Origin of the sequence: Paraburkholderia sp. BR10937 (assembly GCF_040965695.1) — a bacterium.
Lineage (GTDB): Bacteria > Pseudomonadota > Gammaproteobacteria > Burkholderiales > Burkholderiaceae > Paraburkholderia.
On sequence record NZ_JBFRCL010000003.1, the window covers coordinates 43,157 to 59,616 of the forward strand.

General features: G+C 64.3%; 18 protein-coding genes. 10 read left to right on the forward strand and 8 right to left on the reverse strand.

Annotation, left to right across the window (positions count from 1 at the left end; translation table 11 throughout):
- Positions 1 to 315 carry a helix-turn-helix domain-containing protein gene (locus AB4Y44_RS03645; RefSeq protein ID WP_342921597.1) on the reverse strand — a complete coding sequence of 105 codons (315 nt, stop codon included), beginning with the start codon at positions 313 to 315 and terminating at the stop codon, positions 1 to 3.
- Positions 315 to 659, reverse strand: a complete 345-nt coding sequence (locus AB4Y44_RS03650) for a toxin (RefSeq protein WP_342921448.1) — start codon at positions 657 to 659, stop codon at positions 315 to 317. The genes AB4Y44_RS03645 and AB4Y44_RS03650 overlap by 1 nt, the downstream gene beginning before the upstream one ends.
- A gap of 161 nt (positions 660 to 820) precedes the next feature.
- Between AB4Y44_RS03650 and AB4Y44_RS03655 the strand changes: the two genes are divergently transcribed.
- Positions 821 to 1,309: a hypothetical protein gene (locus AB4Y44_RS03655; protein WP_342921447.1), complete on the forward strand. Its 489-nt coding sequence runs from the start codon at positions 821 to 823 to the stop codon at positions 1,307 to 1,309.
- A 308-nt stretch (positions 1,310 to 1,617) separates the two neighbouring features.
- On the opposite strand, the gene AB4Y44_RS03660 is transcribed toward AB4Y44_RS03655, so the two are convergent.
- The 3 genes from AB4Y44_RS03660 to AB4Y44_RS03670 form a co-directional block, all read right to left on the reverse strand.
- On the reverse strand, positions 1,618 to 1,878 hold the full coding sequence (locus AB4Y44_RS03660) for a hypothetical protein (RefSeq protein WP_368698738.1): 261 nt from the start codon (positions 1,876 to 1,878) through the stop codon (positions 1,618 to 1,620).
- A gap of 503 nt (positions 1,879 to 2,381) precedes the next feature.
- On the reverse strand, positions 2,382 to 3,548 hold the full coding sequence (locus tag AB4Y44_RS03665; RefSeq protein WP_368698739.1) for an ABC transporter substrate-binding protein: 1,167 nt from the start codon (positions 3,546 to 3,548) through the stop codon (positions 2,382 to 2,384).
- Positions 3,549 to 3,640: 92 nt separating this feature from the next.
- A complete protein-coding gene (locus AB4Y44_RS03670) occupies positions 3,641 to 4,582 on the reverse strand; it encodes a CysB family HTH-type transcriptional regulator (RefSeq protein ID WP_028210583.1) in 942 nt (313 codons plus the stop codon).
- Positions 4,583 to 4,830: 248 nt separating this feature from the next.
- On the opposite strand from AB4Y44_RS03670, the gene AB4Y44_RS03675 reads away from it, so the two are divergent.
- From AB4Y44_RS03675 to cobA, 6 genes are all read left to right on the forward strand, one after another.
- On the forward strand, positions 4,831 to 6,510 hold the full coding sequence (locus tag AB4Y44_RS03675) for a nitrite/sulfite reductase (RefSeq protein ID WP_368698740.1): 1,680 nt from the start codon (positions 4,831 to 4,833) through the stop codon (positions 6,508 to 6,510).
- 43 nt (positions 6,511 to 6,553) lie between these two features.
- Positions 6,554 to 7,090, forward strand: coding sequence for a DUF934 domain-containing protein (locus AB4Y44_RS03680; RefSeq protein ID WP_368698741.1), 537 nt, complete (start codon positions 6,554 to 6,556; stop codon positions 7,088 to 7,090).
- Positions 7,087 to 7,854, forward strand: a complete 768-nt coding sequence (locus AB4Y44_RS03685) for a phosphoadenylyl-sulfate reductase (RefSeq protein ID WP_368698742.1) — start codon at positions 7,087 to 7,089, stop codon at positions 7,852 to 7,854. Before AB4Y44_RS03680 ends, AB4Y44_RS03685 begins: the two co-directional genes overlap by 4 nt.
- 99 nt (positions 7,855 to 7,953) lie before the next feature.
- Positions 7,954 to 8,916, forward strand: coding sequence for a sulfate adenylyltransferase subunit CysD (gene cysD, locus AB4Y44_RS03690; protein WP_342921441.1), 963 nt, complete (start codon positions 7,954 to 7,956; stop codon positions 8,914 to 8,916).
- Positions 8,917 to 8,941: 25 nt separating this feature from the next.
- Positions 8,942 to 10,258: a sulfate adenylyltransferase subunit 1 gene (locus tag AB4Y44_RS03695; RefSeq protein WP_368698743.1), complete on the forward strand. Its 1,317-nt coding sequence runs from the start codon at positions 8,942 to 8,944 to the stop codon at positions 10,256 to 10,258.
- A gap of 53 nt (positions 10,259 to 10,311) precedes the next feature.
- Positions 10,312 to 11,085, forward strand: a complete 774-nt coding sequence (cobA, locus tag AB4Y44_RS03700; RefSeq protein WP_368698744.1) for a uroporphyrinogen-III C-methyltransferase — start codon at positions 10,312 to 10,314, stop codon at positions 11,083 to 11,085.
- Positions 11,086 to 11,161: 76 nt separating this feature from the next.
- Here cobA and AB4Y44_RS03705 read toward each other — a convergent pair whose 3' ends face one another.
- The 3 genes from AB4Y44_RS03705 to lptF are packed head-to-tail and all read right to left on the reverse strand — an operon-like array spanning position 11,162 to position 13,858.
- The gene (locus AB4Y44_RS03705; RefSeq protein WP_368698745.1) at positions 11,162 to 11,539 is read right to left on the reverse strand and encodes a sirohydrochlorin chelatase; all 378 of its coding nucleotides are present in this window, start codon (positions 11,537 to 11,539) and stop codon (positions 11,162 to 11,164) included.
- Positions 11,540 to 11,593: 54 nt separating this feature from the next.
- Positions 11,594 to 12,742 carry an LPS export ABC transporter permease LptG gene (gene lptG / locus AB4Y44_RS03710; protein ID WP_342921437.1) on the reverse strand — a complete coding sequence of 383 codons (1,149 nt, stop codon included), beginning with the start codon at positions 12,740 to 12,742 and terminating at the stop codon, positions 11,594 to 11,596.
- Positions 12,743 to 12,757: 15 nt separating this feature from the next.
- Complete coding sequence (gene lptF, locus AB4Y44_RS03715; RefSeq protein WP_342921436.1) at positions 12,758 to 13,858, reverse strand: LPS export ABC transporter permease LptF; 1,101 nt, start codon at positions 13,856 to 13,858, stop codon at positions 12,758 to 12,760.
- Positions 13,859 to 13,992: 134 nt separating this feature from the next.
- Between lptF and AB4Y44_RS03720 the strand changes: the two genes are divergently transcribed.
- From AB4Y44_RS03720 to AB4Y44_RS03730, 3 genes are read left to right on the forward strand one after another with little or no spacing between them, the layout of a single operon-like run.
- Positions 13,993 to 15,504 (forward strand): leucyl aminopeptidase, encoded by a 1,512-nt coding sequence (locus tag AB4Y44_RS03720; RefSeq protein ID WP_368698746.1) that lies wholly within the window; start codon positions 13,993 to 13,995, stop codon positions 15,502 to 15,504.
- A gap of 52 nt (positions 15,505 to 15,556) precedes the next feature.
- A complete protein-coding gene (locus AB4Y44_RS03725) occupies positions 15,557 to 15,973 on the forward strand; it encodes a DNA polymerase III subunit chi (protein WP_368698747.1) in 417 nt (138 codons plus the stop codon).
- Positions 15,974 to 16,032: 59 nt separating this feature from the next.
- Positions 16,033 to 16,434: a DUF2486 family protein gene (locus tag AB4Y44_RS03730; RefSeq protein WP_342921433.1), complete on the forward strand. Its 402-nt coding sequence runs from the start codon at positions 16,033 to 16,035 to the stop codon at positions 16,432 to 16,434.
- Positions 16,435 to 16,460: the final 26 nt, after the last annotated feature.

Here is a 16,460-nt window from a genome sequence, read left to right on the forward strand (position 1 = left end):
TCAGAGCGTTTCCAGCATCTGAAGCGTTTCCGGGTGCTTGGCGACCAGCCGGATCAGCGTGGCCGCCTGTGCGTTGGGCTTGGCCTTGCCTTGTTCCCAATTCTGATACGTGCGCACATTGATGCGCAGGCTTCGGGCCATGACGGCCTGCGACGCGTGAGAGGCTTCGCGCACGGCCTTGATTTCTGCCGGCGAAACTTCGAGCGCATCGCGCACATCGGCCTTGATCTTGCGCAACGTGATTTTCCCTTCGCGCTCGCCAGCAAGGGCGTCGGGACCCTCGGTCAATTCAGCAAACAGATTTCGCTTCTTCATCATTGCTTGCTCCGTATCGTGACCTCTCTTTCCAGTCGCTTCGCGAAGGCTTTGCGCGCGTCACTGGAGAGGCCTGCCATTTCATCCTTGTCGTACAGTGTGAACATCCAGAATTGATAACCGCTGACCCAGTAGTAACAGATCACTCGCAGGCCACCGCGTTTGCCTTTCTGGCGGCGTTCGTCGGCGAACCTCAACTTCCGCAGACCGCCGGCTCCCTTGATCAGGTCGCCAGCCTCGGGATTAGCCAGTAGCTCTTTCTGCGGGACAGCGTAATCATCATCCGCCAGGTAGTTCTCGCGTTCACGGGAAAATGGCGACACTTCAATGAAGGTCGCTTCCATGAACAAATTATACGCTAATTGCGTATAATTGCAGGAGCATGCTTCGGCGAGTTGGGCCGAACCACGCTTGGGCCTACCGCTCATCGCACCGGAGTCGGTTGGGGGTACGCGACGTTAGCTCGGCGTACATCTTCTCCTGGTACGAGGTTGCTCCCCTTTCTATGCTCTATCTCTACTGCACTCACAAGCTGCTCAAACGTCTGAAACCCGACGTGGTCGAGGCTGGAAGCAGCACGACGAAGCTCGGCAATTGGTACGCAACTGTTTTGCCATGGCGGCCTCAGGTCGCGATGCTGGTGAATGAGCAAACGCTATTGCCGGTGCTGACGCGGTTGGCTCCTGCCGCCAACCTGGCGGCCAGGTTCCCGGGGGCTCTGATAGATATACTGGCCGCCCACGGAGTGCCGCGTTCGTTTATCGACTCGGAAGTGAGCGAAATGCAGGTCGTCAAATACACGAAGACACAAAATCGCAGCGTTGTCAGCATCATGACGCAGTTCGCGTATCTCGCCGAAGCGTATTGTGCCGACGATGAGATGAAGGACCTCATCGCACTGTCGCTAAAACTGGCGCGCACGCCATGTAGCCCGCTTTACAAGGGTCCGGTGTCCCCGGACAAGGCACTGGCTGATTTGGCGAGCGCCGGGTGAGTGATCGCTGTTGTGCAGCGAGGACGTTCGCAGCGGCTATCAGCGTGCCATGGGAGATGGCGCCGATAGCATCCTTTCGACATACCGCTGATCGATGTTCGGTTCCAGAACCGGGATGCGGCCGTCGCGCGCGCCCATGCGGCGATCTGCACGCTTGTCGGTGTGTCGTGACGCGTGAACTCGTCCAGCACCATGTCGACCAGTGCGACTGACCGGCCCGGTTTCAGCAGCAGATCGAGCGCATCGGCATAGGTGAGCATAATCAGGGAGGGACCACATCAGGAAGCAGGGTGGTGTGTCGCCACGGGTTAGCCGCGCAAGGCCTTGAGATCGTCAATCATGCGGCGCGTATTCGCTTCTGGCAGGCGGGGCATCGGCAGATGTGCCTGAGCCATCAGCAGGAACAGGTCTTCGCCGCTGTCGATGCCGAGCGCCTGCATCGCCTGGCGACCATCAGTGCGACCCAGCGAAAAGTCGAGCAGCGTGCGGAAATTCTCATTGCCGCCCGCTTCTGCAGCTTCGAACGTCTCGACGAGATAGCGAAGTTCGGCGTTGAACAGCGCGTTCACGGATGTGTCCGATTTCGCCGCGAGAATCCTGGCGCGCCTGAGCAGATCGCGATCAACTGAGCCCGTGAAGTTGACGGTTTCGGCCATGTCAAGAACCCTTCAATGAAGTTCACGACAACTTTGGCACATGTCTATGTGTTACAAATAAACATGTGGATGATGTGTCTCATTGACAACGGGCGTGGTTCACGTAACCCACATCAAAACCTTGTGTATGGAGGCGGGTTGCGCCCGCCGAACCGAAGGCAACCCGAATACGAGGATCCGGCAAGCAGGCAATGTTGATTGAATCGCCGGATAGGGCTTGCCTGGCGTTGCCGACAAGTTTCGACAGACAGCGCGCCGCGCATACAAGGCGAATTCTGAGAGATGAGGGCTTGACGGTTTTTCGTCATCAGCGCGTTTGCCTGCTGCCTTGAACGGTTCGAATGCGCGGCCGCCCGTCCGGGCGGCCGCGCATTCGCGTCGCGGTTTCCCGTCTCTCGCGGCCATAGCGCTTCGGTTTATTGCGCGAGATACACGAACTTGCCCCCGCGTACCGTGCCCATCACGCTCGCGCGCTGGTCGAGGCCCACGTGGTCCGTCGGGCTCGTGTTCACCATGCCGTTGGGCACGACCACTTCGTGCGCGTGCTCCAGCTCGCTGCGCAACGCCACGCGAAACGCTTCGGTGCCCGGCTGCGCGGTCCTGAGCGCACGCGCAACCGCGTCCTGCAAGCGCGGGTACACGCCCGCCGCGTCGCCTGCGAATTGCGTGACCGTGCCCGGGCCGTACTTTGCCTCGTAGGCATCGACGAAGGCGAGCGCTGCCTTTTGCGCCGGCTGGTCGGCCGGCAGCGTGCGCGCCACCACCACGGGCTGGGTCGGGAACAGGGTGCCTTCGACGTCCTTGCCGCCCAGCTTGATGAATTCAGGCGTGGCGATGCCATGCGTCTGGTAGATCGGCCCCTTGTAGCCGCGCTCGATCAGCGTGCGTTGCGGCAGCACGGTCGGCGTGCCTGCGCCGGCAATCAGCATGGCGTCCGGTCTGGCCGCCATCAGCTTGAGAATCTGGCCCGTCACGCTGGCGTCGGTGCGGTTGTAGCGCTCGGTCGCCACGATCTGGATGTTGCGTTCCTTCGCGTACTTCGTGAATTCGTTGAGCCAGCTGTCGCCGTAGCTGTCCGCGAAACCGATGAAGCCCACGCTCTTCACGCCATGTGCCGCCATGTAGCGCGTCATGACGTCGGCCATGGCGGCATCGGTCTGCGCCATCTTGAAGGCCCACACGCGTGCGCCCTGCTGCGGCTCGACCACCGAGCCCGAGCCGACCAGCGTGATCATCGGCGTCTTGCTTTCCGCCACCGGGTCGAGCGCCGCGAGCGCCGCCGGCGTGATATTCGGCCCGACGATCACGTCCACGTGATCTTCGTTGATGAGCTTGTGGATGTTGCGCACGGCGGCGCCCGGGTCCGAGCCGTCGTCGAGCACGATGTAGTCGGCCTTCTGGCCCGCGATCGTGTCGGGCCACATCAGCATGGCGTTCTTGCTCGTGATGCCGATGGCGGCAGCGGGCCCCGTGCTCGAGAGATCGATGCCGACCTTGATGTCGGCGTGCGCGGCCGGGGCGAACGTGGCGGCGGCAAGGGCGCAAGCCGCGGCGAGCGGGCGCAAAAGCGTGTACAGCTTCATCCGATGGGTCTCCAGGCGAGAAGTGAAGCGAGAAGTGATGTTGTTGTCTTGCGGATCTTGTCTGATTTTTCTTCCGGCGCTCGCGCAACGGCTTACAGCTCGTAAGTCTCGTGCTCGCCCTTGAGTGCCTGCTCGATGAGCTTGCGATTCAGGCTCGGCGACAGCAGCTCGACGAGCGTATACACATAGCTGCGCAGGTAAGCACCCTGTTTGAGCGCGACGCGCGTGACGTTGCTGCCGAAGAGATGCCCCACGGGCACCGCGCGCAGGTGCCGGTCGCGCTCGGCGTTGAAGGCGATGTCGGCCATGATCCCGACGCCGAGGCCCAACTCCACGTAGGTCTTGATCACGTCGGCGTCGATGGCTTCCAGCACGATGTCGGGCGAGAGGGCGCGCAGGCGGAACGCGTCGTTGATCTTGGTACGTCCGGCGAACGCATTGTCATAGGTGATCAGCGGATATTGGGCCAGATCGTCGAGCGAAAGCGGCTTGCGCTCGAGCAGCGGGTGGTCGGGCAGCATTACCGCCACGTGATGCCAGGTGAAGCAGGGCAGCGACACCAGTTCCTTGTAGCCGGAGATGGCTTCGGTCGCGATGCACAGATCGGCCTGGTCATGGAGCACCATTTCCGCGACCTGGGTCGGGCTGCCTTGCAGGATCGACAGGTGCACCTTCGGAAAGCGCCGCTTGAACTCGGCGATGGCGGCGGGCAGCGAATAGCGCGCCTGCGTGTGCGTGGCGGCGATCGTGAGGTTGCCCTGGTCCTGCGCCGCGTAGTCCTTGCCCACGCGCTTGAGGCTCTCCACTTCCTGCAGAATGCGCTCCACCGAGGCGAGGATGATCCGGCCCGGCTCCGTGAGCGAGCGCACGCGCTTGCCGTGTCGCGTAAAGATTTCGACCCCAAGCTCGTCCTCCAGCTCGATGATCGCCTTCGAGACGCCCGGCTGGCTTGTATACAGTGCCTTGGCCGCTTCCGTAAGGTTGAAGTTCTGGCGTACGGCCTCGCGGACGAAGCGGAACTGGTGCAGGTTCATAGATAATCCTTATAACCTGTTTGCATATCGACCTGATTTTTGAGTCGTTTGAAATATAAGGCGAGTTTATTACCATTCCTCCAACTTTTCCAATATGGATATCTGTTTTGGTCATTAGCAAATGACCGGCGCGATTGAAGGCGCGGCCGCCTCGCCAGAGGCAGGACAGAGCGGAAAGAGCGAAGTCGAGAAGTCGGAGCGCGGCGTAACCGGAACGCCGCGATTGAACCAAACCCTGGGGTCCCCGAATGTACCAATACGATCAGTACGACCAGACCATCGTCGACGAACGCGTCGCGCAATACAGCGACCAGGTCCGCCGCCGCCTGTCGGGCGAATTGAGCGAAGAAGAGTTCCGTCCGCTGCGCCTGCAAAACGGCCTGTACTACCAGCGCCACGCCTATATGCACCGCATCGCGATTCCGTACGGCAATCTGCGCAGCGACCAGCTCCGCATGCTCGGCACGATCGCGCGCGAGCACGACCGCGGCTACGGCCACTTCTCGACGCGTTCGAACATCCAGTACAACTGGATCAAGCTCGAAGAAACGCCGGAAATCCTGCGCAAGCTGGCCTCCGTGCAGATGCACGGCATCCAGACCTCGGGCAACTGCATCCGCAACATCACCGCTGACCAGTTCGCTGGCGTCGCGCCCGACGAGATCGTCGATCCGCGCCCGTGGGCCGAAATCCTGCGCCAGTGGTCGACGTTCCACCCCGAATTCGCGTGGCTGCCCCGCAAGTTCAAGATCGCCGTGTCGGGCTCGAAGGAAGACCGCGCCGCCGTGCAGATTCACGATCTGGGCGTCTACCTCGACCGTAACGAGCAGGGCGAAGTCGTCGCGAGCATCCTCGCGGGAGGCGGTCTTGGCCGCACGCCGATCGTCGGCAGCATCATCAAGCGCGACCTGCCGTGGCAGCACCTGCTGACCTACTGCGAAGCCGTGCTGCGCGTGTACAACCGCTACGGCCGCCGCGACAACATGTACAAGGCGCGTATCAAGATCCTCGTGAAGGCGCTCTCGCCGGCGAAGTTCGCCGAGCAGGTCGAAGAAGAGTGGCAGCACCTGAAGGACGGCCCCTCGACGCTCACGCAGGAAGAAGTCGATCGCGTCTCGCAGTACTTCGTGCCGCCGGCGTATGAAAAGATCGCCGACACGGATACGTCGTACGAGAAGCATCTGCTGGAAAACCGTGCGTTCGCGCGCTGGGTCGAGCGCAACGTGCGCCCGCACCGCGTGCCGGGCTACGCGTCGGTCACGCTCTCGCTCAAGCCGCGCAACATCGCGCCGGGCGACGCCACCGACGTACAGATGGAAGCCGTGGCCGGCTGGGCCGACGAATACTCGTTCGGCCAGATCCGCGTCTCGCACGAGCAGAACCTGATTCTTGCCGACGTCAAGAAGCGCGACCTGTTCGCGCTGTGGGAAAAGGCCAGGGCGCAAGGTTTCGCGACCGCGAACATTGGCCTCTTGACCGACATCATCGCGTGCCCGGGCGGCGACTTCTGCTCGCTCGCCAATGCGAAGTCGATTCCCATCGCGCTGGCGATCCAGGAGCGCTTCGACAACCTCGACTTCGTCCACGACCTCGGCGACCTGTCGCTGAACATCTCGGGCTGCATCAACGCATGCGGTCACCACCACGTCGGCAACATCGGCGTGCTGGGCGTCGACAAGGATGGCTCGGAGTGGTACCAGGTCACGCTCGGCGGCGAGCAGGGCAAGGGCGCCAACGGCGCGCGCCTTGGCCGCGTGATCGGCCCGTCGTTCTCGGCAGAAGAGATGCCCGACGTGGTGCAGAAGGTGATCGACACGTTCGTCGAGCATCGCATCGACGACGAGCGTTTCATCGACACATACGACCGCATCGGCATCGCGCCCTTCAAGGAGCGCGTGTACGCATCGCGCCAGCCGGCGCACGCTTAATGTACGCAACTGAAGCACGCAACGAGACTACGAGATTCGAGCAATGGCATTGATCATCAAAAAACGCGAGATCGTTGAAGACAACTGGCAAGTCGTGCGTGCGGCCGAAGACGGCGCATTGCCCGAGGTTGCCGCGCTGCCCGCGGGCAAGGTGCTGGTGCCGCTCGCCTACTGGCAAGCGCAGCGCGATGCGCTGGTCGCTTCGCGCGGCAAGGACGAGCTCGGCGTGTGGCTCGCGCCGGACAGCGAACCGGCCGATATCGCCGCCGACTTCGACAAGCTCGCGGTGATCGGCGTGGACTTTCCCGTGTTCCGCGATGGCCGTGGCTTCTCGATCGGCCGTCTGCTGCGCGAGCGCTATGGCTACCAGGGCGAGCTGCGCGCGATCGGCGACGTGCTGCGCGACCAGCTGCGCTTTCACGAGCGCTGCGGCTTCGATGCGTTCGCCGTGCGCGCCGACAAGGACATCCACGATGCGCTCAAGGCGTTCACCGAGTTCACGGTGCAATACCAGGGCGCCTTCGACGAACCGTCGCCGCTGTTCCGCCGCCGCGCTGCACAACAGGGCGCTGTAGCATGAGCACCCTCGCGAACGAAATCACGGCTGGGCTGCAGGCGAAGATCGTGCGTCTCGATGCGCTGCTCGATTCGATCGCCGCGCGTCACGCCGACGTGAAGCTGGCCAGCAGCCTCGCCGCCGAAGACATGCTGCTCACGCACGCGATTCTTTCGCGCGGTGTGAAAATCGGCGTCTTCTCGCTGAACACGGGCCGCCTGCACGCCGAAACGCTCGGCATGATCGACGTGGTGCGCGAGCGCTACGGCTACGAGATCGAGCAGTTTCATCCGCAACAGGACGCCGTGGACGAATACGTCGCCCAGCACGGCCTGAATGCATTCTACGAGAGCGTCGATCTGCGCAAGCGCTGTTGCGAAATCCGCAAGGTCGAGCCGCTGAACCGTGCGCTGTCGGGCGTTTCCGCCTGGGTCACGGGCCAGCGCCGCGAGCAGTCGGTCACGCGTGCGGAGCTGCACGAGGAAGAGCGCGACGAAGCGCGCAACATCGACAAGTTCAATCCGCTCGCGGACTGGACCGAAGCCGATGTCTGGGCCTACCTGCGCGCCAATGACGTGCCCGTGAACCCGCTGCACGCCCGCGGCTACCCGAGCATCGGCTGCGAGCCCTGCACCCGTGCGATCCGTCCCGGCGAAGACAGCCGCGCGGGCCGCTGGTGGTGGGAATCGCGCGACACGAAGGAATGTGGCTTGCACATCACGTCCGTGTCGGCCATTCCGGTCGTCGCAGTGTCGCCCGAAGTGTCTCCAATCGGCCAGGCGAACTAAGATTCAAGTTTGTCGCGCCGTCGTGAAGACCGGCGCGCTACCGAATACCGAGTACTGCGCGCCCCGTAAAAAGGGCGCGAATAAACGAAGGATCCGAACATGAGCACCACGCTCGATTCAGCAGTGAACGCACCGCTCCAGGTCACGGCGAACCGCATGGACCATCTCGACTGGCTCGAAGCCGAGTCGATCCACATCCTGCGTGAACTCGTCGCCGAATGCAGCAAGCCTGCGCTGCTGTTCTCGGGCGGCAAGGACTCGGTCGTCGTGCTGGCGCTCGCACTGAAGGCGTTCGGCCTCGGCGCGAACCGCAGGACCGCGCTGCCGTTCCCGCTCGTGCACATCGACACGGGCCACAACTACGAAGAAGTGATCGACTTCCGCGATCGCCGCGCAGCCGAAATCGGCGCGGAACTCGTGGTCGGTCACGTCGAAGATTCGATCAAGCGCGGCACCGTGCGCCTGCGCCGCGAAACCGATTCGCGCAACGCCGCGCAAGCGGTCACGCTGCTGGAAACCATCGAGCAATACGGCTACACGGCGATGATCGGCGGTGCGCGCCGCGACGAAGAGAAGGCCCGCGCGAAGGAGCGCATCTTCTCGTTCCGCGACGAATTCGGTCAGTGGGACCCGAAGGCGCAGCGCCCGGAACTGTGGAGCCTGTTCAACGCGCGCCTGCACAAGGGCGAGCACCTGCGTGTGTTCCCGATTTCGAACTGGACGGAACTCGACGTGTGGCAATACATCGAGCGCGAGAAGCTCGAACTGCCGTCGATCTACTACGCGCACCAGCGCGAGATCGTGCGCCGCAATGGCCTGCTCGTGCCGGTCACGCCGCTCACGCCGATGAAGGAAGGCGAAGTCAGCGAAATGGCGCAGGTGCGTTTTCGCACCGTGGGCGATATCAGCTGCACGTGCCCGGTGGCGAGCGATGCCGACAACGTCGAGAAGATCATCGCCGAAACGGCCGTGACCGAGATCACGGAACGCGGTGCGACGCGCATGGACGACCAGGCGTCGGAAGCCGCGATGGAACAGCGCAAGAAGCAAGGTTATTTCTAAAGAGCACGCAGAGGAAAGAATAGACATGGTTACGACGCATCAACCTGAAGACCTCGGCGTGCTGCGCTTCATCACGGCGGGCAGCGTGGACGACGGCAAAAGCACGCTGATCGGCCGCCTGCTGTACGACAGCAAGGCGGTTCTGAGCGACCAGCTCTCGGCGCTTTCGCGTGCGAAGAACAAGCGCACGGTGGGCGACGAGATCGACCTGTCGTTGCTCACCGATGGCCTCGAAGCCGAGCGCGAGCAGGGCATCACGATCGACGTGGCGTACCGCTACTTCGCCACGGCCAAGCGCAAGTTCATCATCGCCGACACGCCGGGCCACGAGCAGTACACGCGCAACATGGTCACGGGCGCTTCGACGGCGCACGCCGCGATCATCCTGATCGACCCGACGCGCGTGACGGTCGAGAACGGCGTGACGCAACTGCTGCCGCAAACCAAGCGCCACAGCGCCATCGTCAAGTTGCTGGGCCTGCAGCACGTGATCGTCGCGATCAACAAGATGGATCTCGTCGACTACAGCGAAGCGACGTTCAACCTGATCCGCGAAGCCTATGTCGCGCTCGCGCGCCAGCTCGGCCTCAATGACGTGCGTTTCGTGCCGGTCTCGGCGCTCAAGGGCGACAACATCGTCGCCGCGAGCGAGCGTATGCCGTGGTACGCGGGCGAGCCGCTTCTCGACGTGCTCGAACAACTGCCGGTCGCGCAGGCGACGGGCGAAGCGCTGCGCTTCCCGGTGCAGTGGGTCGCGCGCCAGGACGGTTCCAGCGCCGACGACTTCCGCGGCTACATGGGCCGTGTCGAAGCGGGCGAAGTGAAGCTCGGCGACGCCATTACGGTGCTGCCGGCCGGCCGCAGCGCAACGGTCGCCGAAATCATCGCGCCGGTGCCGGGCGGCACGGCGCAGGTGGACCGCGCATTCGCGGGCCAGACCGTCACGATCCGTCTCGCGGAAGACGTCGACGTCTCGCGCGGCGACACCTTCGTGCCAGCGGCCGATGCCGCGCAACCTGCGAAGAAGCTCGAAGCGGACCTCTGCTGGTTCGACGACGAGCCGCTCTCGCCGCAGCGCAAGTACCTGCTCAAGCAGACCACGAGCACGGTGTTCGCGAAGATCGGCGCGGTCAAGCAGGTGCTCGACGTGCATACGCTCTCGCACGCCACCGACCGCCACGAACTCGCGATGAACGATATCGGCCGCGTGGCGCTCTCGCTGCAGAAGCCGCTCGTCTGCGACCTGTATGATGCGAATCCTGGCACCGGCGCATTCGTGCTGATCGACGAGGCGACGCATCACACGGTGGCCGCGGGCATGATCCGCGCGTTCTCGGCGTAAGGCGCTGCGCGAGGTTGCGGCCGCGCGCGGCCGCAACAATGGATTCGAAGCATATGGGCAAGGTATATCTGATTGGCGCGGGACCGGGCGCAGCGGACCTCATCACGGTGCGCGGTGCACGGCTGCTCGCGAGCGCCGACGTCGTGCTGCACGACGCGCTCGTCGAGCCGGCCATGCTCGAGTACGCGCCGGCAACCGCGAAGTTCATCGCGGTCGGCAAGCGCTGCGGGCAGCGCTCCACGGCGCAGCACTTCATCAACAAGCAACTCGTCGATGCGGCGCGCGAGCACGCCGTGGTCGTGCGCCTGAAGGGCGGCGATCCGATGCTGTTCGGCCGTGCCGACGAGGAAATGCGCGCGCTCGAAGCGGCCGGCATCGCGTTCGAAGTCGTGCCGGGCATTACGGCGGCGCTGGCGAGCGCGGCGACGCTGCAACGCTCGCTCACGCTGCGCGGTGTGGCGCGCAGCGTGGCGCTTGCCACGTATTCGCGCGCGGCGGGTAGTGAAGAGATTCGCGAGCAGGTCAACGCCGATTCGCTCGTGTTCTACATGGGCCGCGACAGCGCGCCCGAGATCGCGCGCCAGCTGATCGAGGCGGGCCGCGCGGGCGCGACGTCCGTGGCGATCGTCGAAGCCTGCAGTACCGCGCGCGAGCGCACGCTCACGCTCACGCTGGCGGGTCTCGCAGCGGGTGAGGCGCAGGACTGGCTCGACCCGGCGCAGCCGAGCCTGCTCATGATCGGCGATGCGTTCGCCGAACGCTCGGGGCAGGCAGAGCACGATGATGAAGCGCAAGGCGATGGTCAACACCGCCGCGCCGCCGCGTAAGCGCCACGCGAAACAGGCTCGCAAAGCAAAACGGGCTCGCTGAAAAGCGGGCCCGTTTTTTTATGCGTGAGCGGTTCTAGTCGCGGTCGTTTTCGATGCAGTAGCGCACGATCGCATCGAGCACCGCATCGTCTTCGCCGACGGCGCCCGCACAGCGCAGGCGCACATCCGGATGCTCGCTCTGGCATTGCGCGATCAGCGCGGGCAGATCGCGGCGCACGTGGCCGCCCTGGCCGAAGAACACCGGCACGATCGTGACCGTGTCGCAGCCTGCCGCGGCCTGGCCGGCGATCGCATCGGGTAGGCTCGGCGTCATGAGTTCGAGAAAGGCGAGGCCGACCGGACCCGCATCGCCGCGCGTGGCGGATAGCTTCGCGGCGAGCCGCTGGAACGGCTCCTGCCAGCGCGCGTCGCGCGCGCCGTGGCCGAAGAGAATCATGCCGTGCGTGCCCATGCTTGCGAGCCTGTGCGAATTAGCGGCCGAACTATCGGCTGAACGCTACCGGCATCAATGCCGGTCGACCCATTTGAGCCCGATCAGTCCGACCGCGAGATAGATGAGCCCCGGTGTCGCCGCCGTGAGCGGCGCGGGCCAGGTGTTCAGTGTACCCACGTGCGAGAACAGCGTGTTGACGAGCTGGAAGCTCATGCCGAGCATGATCCCGCCGAACACCTTCATGCCCACCACGCCGGCGCGCGTATGCAGATACGCGAACGGCAGCGAGAGCACGAGCATCACGAACACGGCGAACGGGTAGAGCAGCTTGCGCCAGAACGCGATCTGGTAGCGCTGCGCGTCCTGATGGTTCTCGGTCAGATGCTGGATGTAGCGGAACAGGTTGAACATCGACATCCGGTCGGGCGAAACGAGCAGCACCGAGAGAATGTTCGGCGTGAGTTCCGAGCGCAGCGAGTATTCGGGCGCCGAGGTCTGCTGGGCGCGATAGACCGGATTGAGCGCATCGACCGGCTGGTTCTGCGGCGGCGCCACGCCGATCAGTTGCGTATCGGTCACGTCCTTGAGCAGCCAGTGGCCCGGCGGCTGGAACGTGCCGCTCTTCGCGAGGCGCACGTTGGAGAGCCGGAACTGCGAATCGAATTCGTAGATGCGCACGTTCGTGATGGTCGCATCGGGCAGCAGCTCGCCGACGTTCACGAAACGCGTGACCTGCTCGCCGTCGGCGCGCGAGGTGAGCGTGTCCTTCACCCACACGCCCGACTGGAAGTTGCTCGACACGGCCGAGCCCAACGCTTCGAGGCGCACGCGCTCGGAGAGCTGGTCGGTGTAAGGGCCGACGACTTCGCCGATCAGGTAGGTGAGCAGCACGAGCGGCACGCCGATCTTGAGCAGCGAGCGCAGTGCCTGGTTGGTGGCGAGGCCCGACACGCGAAAGATCGTGTACTCGGAGTTCGCGGCCATTTGTGCGAACACGTAGATCGCGGCGATGAGCGCCGCGACCGGGATGATCTCGTAGAGCCGCGAGGGCGCCTGGAGCGCCACGCGCAGCACCGCGTACTGGAATTTGTAGTTGCCGTGCCCGACCGAGTTCAGCTCGTTGATGAGGTCGAAGAAGAAGAACAGGCCGGAGAAGGCGAACAGGATGAAGATGAACGTCAGGTAGACCTGGCGAGCGAAGTATTTTTCGTAGATGCGCATCGGTCAGTTTCCCTCTCAGTTGCCAGGAGAGGCGCGCCGGAACATCGCACGTGTAAGGAGCGGCCGGTTGCGCACGCGTATCCAGAAGATGAACACGACGAGCGCGAGCACCACGGCGTGCAGCAGGACGAGACCGACGCCGAAGGGCATCTTGCCTTGCTCGATCTGCGACTGCACGACGTTGAGCAGGTTCGAATAGGTGAGGTAGATCAGCACCGCCATCACGAGATTGATCGTGCGGCTGCGGCGCGGGTTCTGGTAGGCGAGCGGAATGCCGAGCAGCATCAGGTTGATCGCGATGAGCGGCAGGCCGGCGCGCCAGGCGAGTTCGCCCAGGTTGTCGTTGGTCGGGTGGCGCAGCAGGCCCGGCGTGGACGTGGTGCTCGCCGAGGGCGTGTTCACGAGCGGCTGGCTCGTGATCTTCACGCCGTAACGCTGGAACTCGCTGATGCGAAAGTCCGGGTGGCCGGGCTCGCCGTCGTAGCGGCGGCCGTTTTCGAGCACGACGAAGCGCTCGCCGCTCTTCATGGTTTCGGTGTGGCCCGTCTTCGAGACGATCACGCTCACCTTGCCGTTTTCCGTGCTCGTGACGAACACGTTCTCCACGCGGCCCTGGTCGGGGCTCATGCTCTCGATGAAGAACACGCGGTGCGTGGTGGGCGATTCGCGGAACTGGCCGGGCGCGAGCAGCGACACTTCATCGCGCTGCTGGAAGCGCGCACGGATCAGCTTGCTCTGCGCATTCGACCACGGCCAGCCGATGAACGCGAAGAACACGATGAGCAGGATGATCGGCGCGGCAAAGGTGGCGACCGGTTTGATCAGGCGCGTGAGGCTCACCCCGGAGGAGAGCCACACGACCATTTCGGAATCCTTGTACCAGCGCGTGAGGACGAACAGGATCGACACGAACAGCGTGACGATGAGCATGACGGCCATGTAGCCGATCACGGTGAGTCCGATCAGCACCAGCACGTCGCGCGGATCGATCTGACCGGACGCGGCGAAGCCGACGATGCGGATCATCATCGTCGTCAGCATGATCGTGAGCAGAACCATGAACACGGCGCCGGCCGTGTACGCGAGTTCGCGCTGCAGGGAACGTTCGAAGATCATTCTTGATGGGCAGGGCGGGCGGACCGTGCCGGGAGGCGCGCAGCTCGCGCAACCGCCCAGGAGCCGCCGCGGGAAAAATAGCGGATAATTGCGGCTTTCATCCTAAGCCCTGATTTTATCCGAGGACAAGCGCGATGGACTTTAGCATAAAAGCCTGTGACTGGAGCAAAGGCGGGGAAGGCCCCTTCCTGACCGGCAAGTCGGATTGTGTCGTGGTCGGCGTGTTCGAGGCGCAAACCCTCTCGGGCGCGGCGTTCGCCATCGACAGCGCCATTGGCGGCGCAATCGCGCGCGTCGTCAAGGCCGGCGACATCGACGGCAAGGCCGGCTCCACGCTGTTCCTGCCGGAAGTGAGCGGCATCGGCGCCTCGCGCGTGCTGCTCGTGGGTCTCGGCAAGCAGGACGCGTTCGGCCAGAAGGCTTACGGCGACGCGGTCAAGGCCGCCTGGCGCGCGATCCTCGGCACGAAGATCGCGCAGGTCACCTTCACGCTCGCGCAATTGCCGGTGAAGGAGCGCACGGGCGACTGGAGCGTGCGCACCGCCATTCTCGCGCTGCGCAACGAGACCTATCGCTTCACGCAGATGAAGAGCAAGCCCGACGTCTCGCAGCGGGCCCTCAAGCGCGTGGTCTTCAGCATCGACGCCGCCGAAGAGAAGGCCGCGAAGCTTGCGGCGAAGCAGTCGGTCGCGCTCGCCAACGGCATGGACCTCACGCGCGACCTCGGCAATCTGCCGGGCAACGTCTGCACGCCGACCTATCTCGCCGCCACGGCCAAGAAGCTCGCGCGCGACTGGAAGCTCAAGGTCGAGGTGCTCGGCCAGCGTCAGATCGAGACGCTCAAGATGGGTTCGTTTCTTTCGGTAACAAAGGGCTCGGTCGAGCCGCCGCAGTTCATCGTGCTGCACTATCAGGGCGCAAGCGCCAAGGCCGCGCCCATCGTGCTGGTCGGCAAGGGCATCACGTTCGACACGGGCGGCATTTCGCTCAAGCCGGGCGAGGGCATGGACGAGATGAAGTACGACATGTGCGGCGCGGGCTCTGTGCTCGGCACGATCCGCGCGGTCGCCGAAATGGGGCTCAAGCTCAACGTGATCGGCATCATCCCGACCTGCGAGAACATGCCCGCGGGCAATGCCACGAAGCCGGGCGACATCGTCACGACCATGGCGGGCCTCACGGTCGAAGTGCTCAACACCGACGCCGAAGGCCGCCTGATCCTGTGCGATGCGCTCACCTATGCCGAGCGCTTCAAGCCGGCCGCCGTGGTCGACATCGCCACGCTCACGGGCGCCTGCATCATCGCGCTCGGCCATCACAACAGCGGCCTTTTCTCGAAGGACGACGCACTCGCGGGCGAACTGCTCGACGCGTCGCGCGAAGCCAACGATCCGGCCTGGCGCCTGCCGCTCGACGACGAGTATCAGGACCAGCTCAAGTCGAACTTTGCCGACCTCGCCAACATCGGCGGGCGTCCGGCGGGCAGCGTGACGGCGGCGTGCTTCCTGTCGCGTTTCACCGAAAACTACCCGTGGGCGCACCTCGACATCGCGGGCACGGCGTGGAAGAGCGGCGCGGCCAAGGGCGCAACGGGCCGTCCGGTGCCGCTGCTCGCCCAGTTCCTGATCGATCGTGCCGGGCAATGAGGGCAGGAATGGCGATTGCTGGCCACCTGACGGTGTGTAAAGTGGTGTGGGCATGACGCGCATCGATTTCCACACGAACGTCGGTGACTCGCTGCTGTATGCGTGCCGCCTCGTGCGCAAGGCGTATCAGGCGGGCCAGCAGGCGGTCGTGCTGGCCGAGCCCGCGCGCCTGCGCGCGTTCGACGAAATGTTGTGGACCTTTTCGCCGCTCGACTTCGTGCCGCATTGCATGGCCGACAGCCCGCACGCGGGCGAAGCGCCCATCGTGCTGGCAACGGAACTCGAGCGTGCGCCGCATCATCGTGTGCTGCTCAATCTCGGCGCCCAGGTCCCGCCACAGTTCGCACGCTTCGAGCGCCTGCTCGAAGTGATTGGCGATGCGCCCGACGAACTCGCGGCGGGCCGTGAGCGCTATCGTTTCTACCGCGACCGCGGTTACACGCTCAACAACTACAGGCAGGGCGGCTGAGGCCGGATGCGCGAGGCGTACCGGCGCAAGGCCGACTGCCCCGATCGATGGAGGTAGACATGTCCGGCATGCACGACTCGGAAGATGCTGCGATTCCGCTCTTGAACGAGGTGATGGTGAGCGGCAATCCGCTGCGCGCGCACAACGTCGAAGAGGCGAAGAGCGCGACGGCCGCTGCCGTCCAGGCCGCCGTGGCCGAGCGCGAAGAGGGCCTGTTCGCGCACGACGCCGACGCGCTCGTCGAGCGCCTGCGCGGCCGTTGCCTGACCTGGCTCACGGGCGAAGGCCGCGCCGTGATCGAGGCGCGCTGCAGCGCCGCGATGCAGGAACATACGAACTGGCTCGTGGGTCAGGTATCGCGCGAAATCGGTCTTGCGCTCGAAACGGAACTCACGAACTGGGTGAAGGCCGCCGTGCGCGAAGAACTGGCGGCGCGCGCGGGGCGGCCGCCTTCGGCCTGATTCAGTCGGGCGCGCGGCGGCGAGCA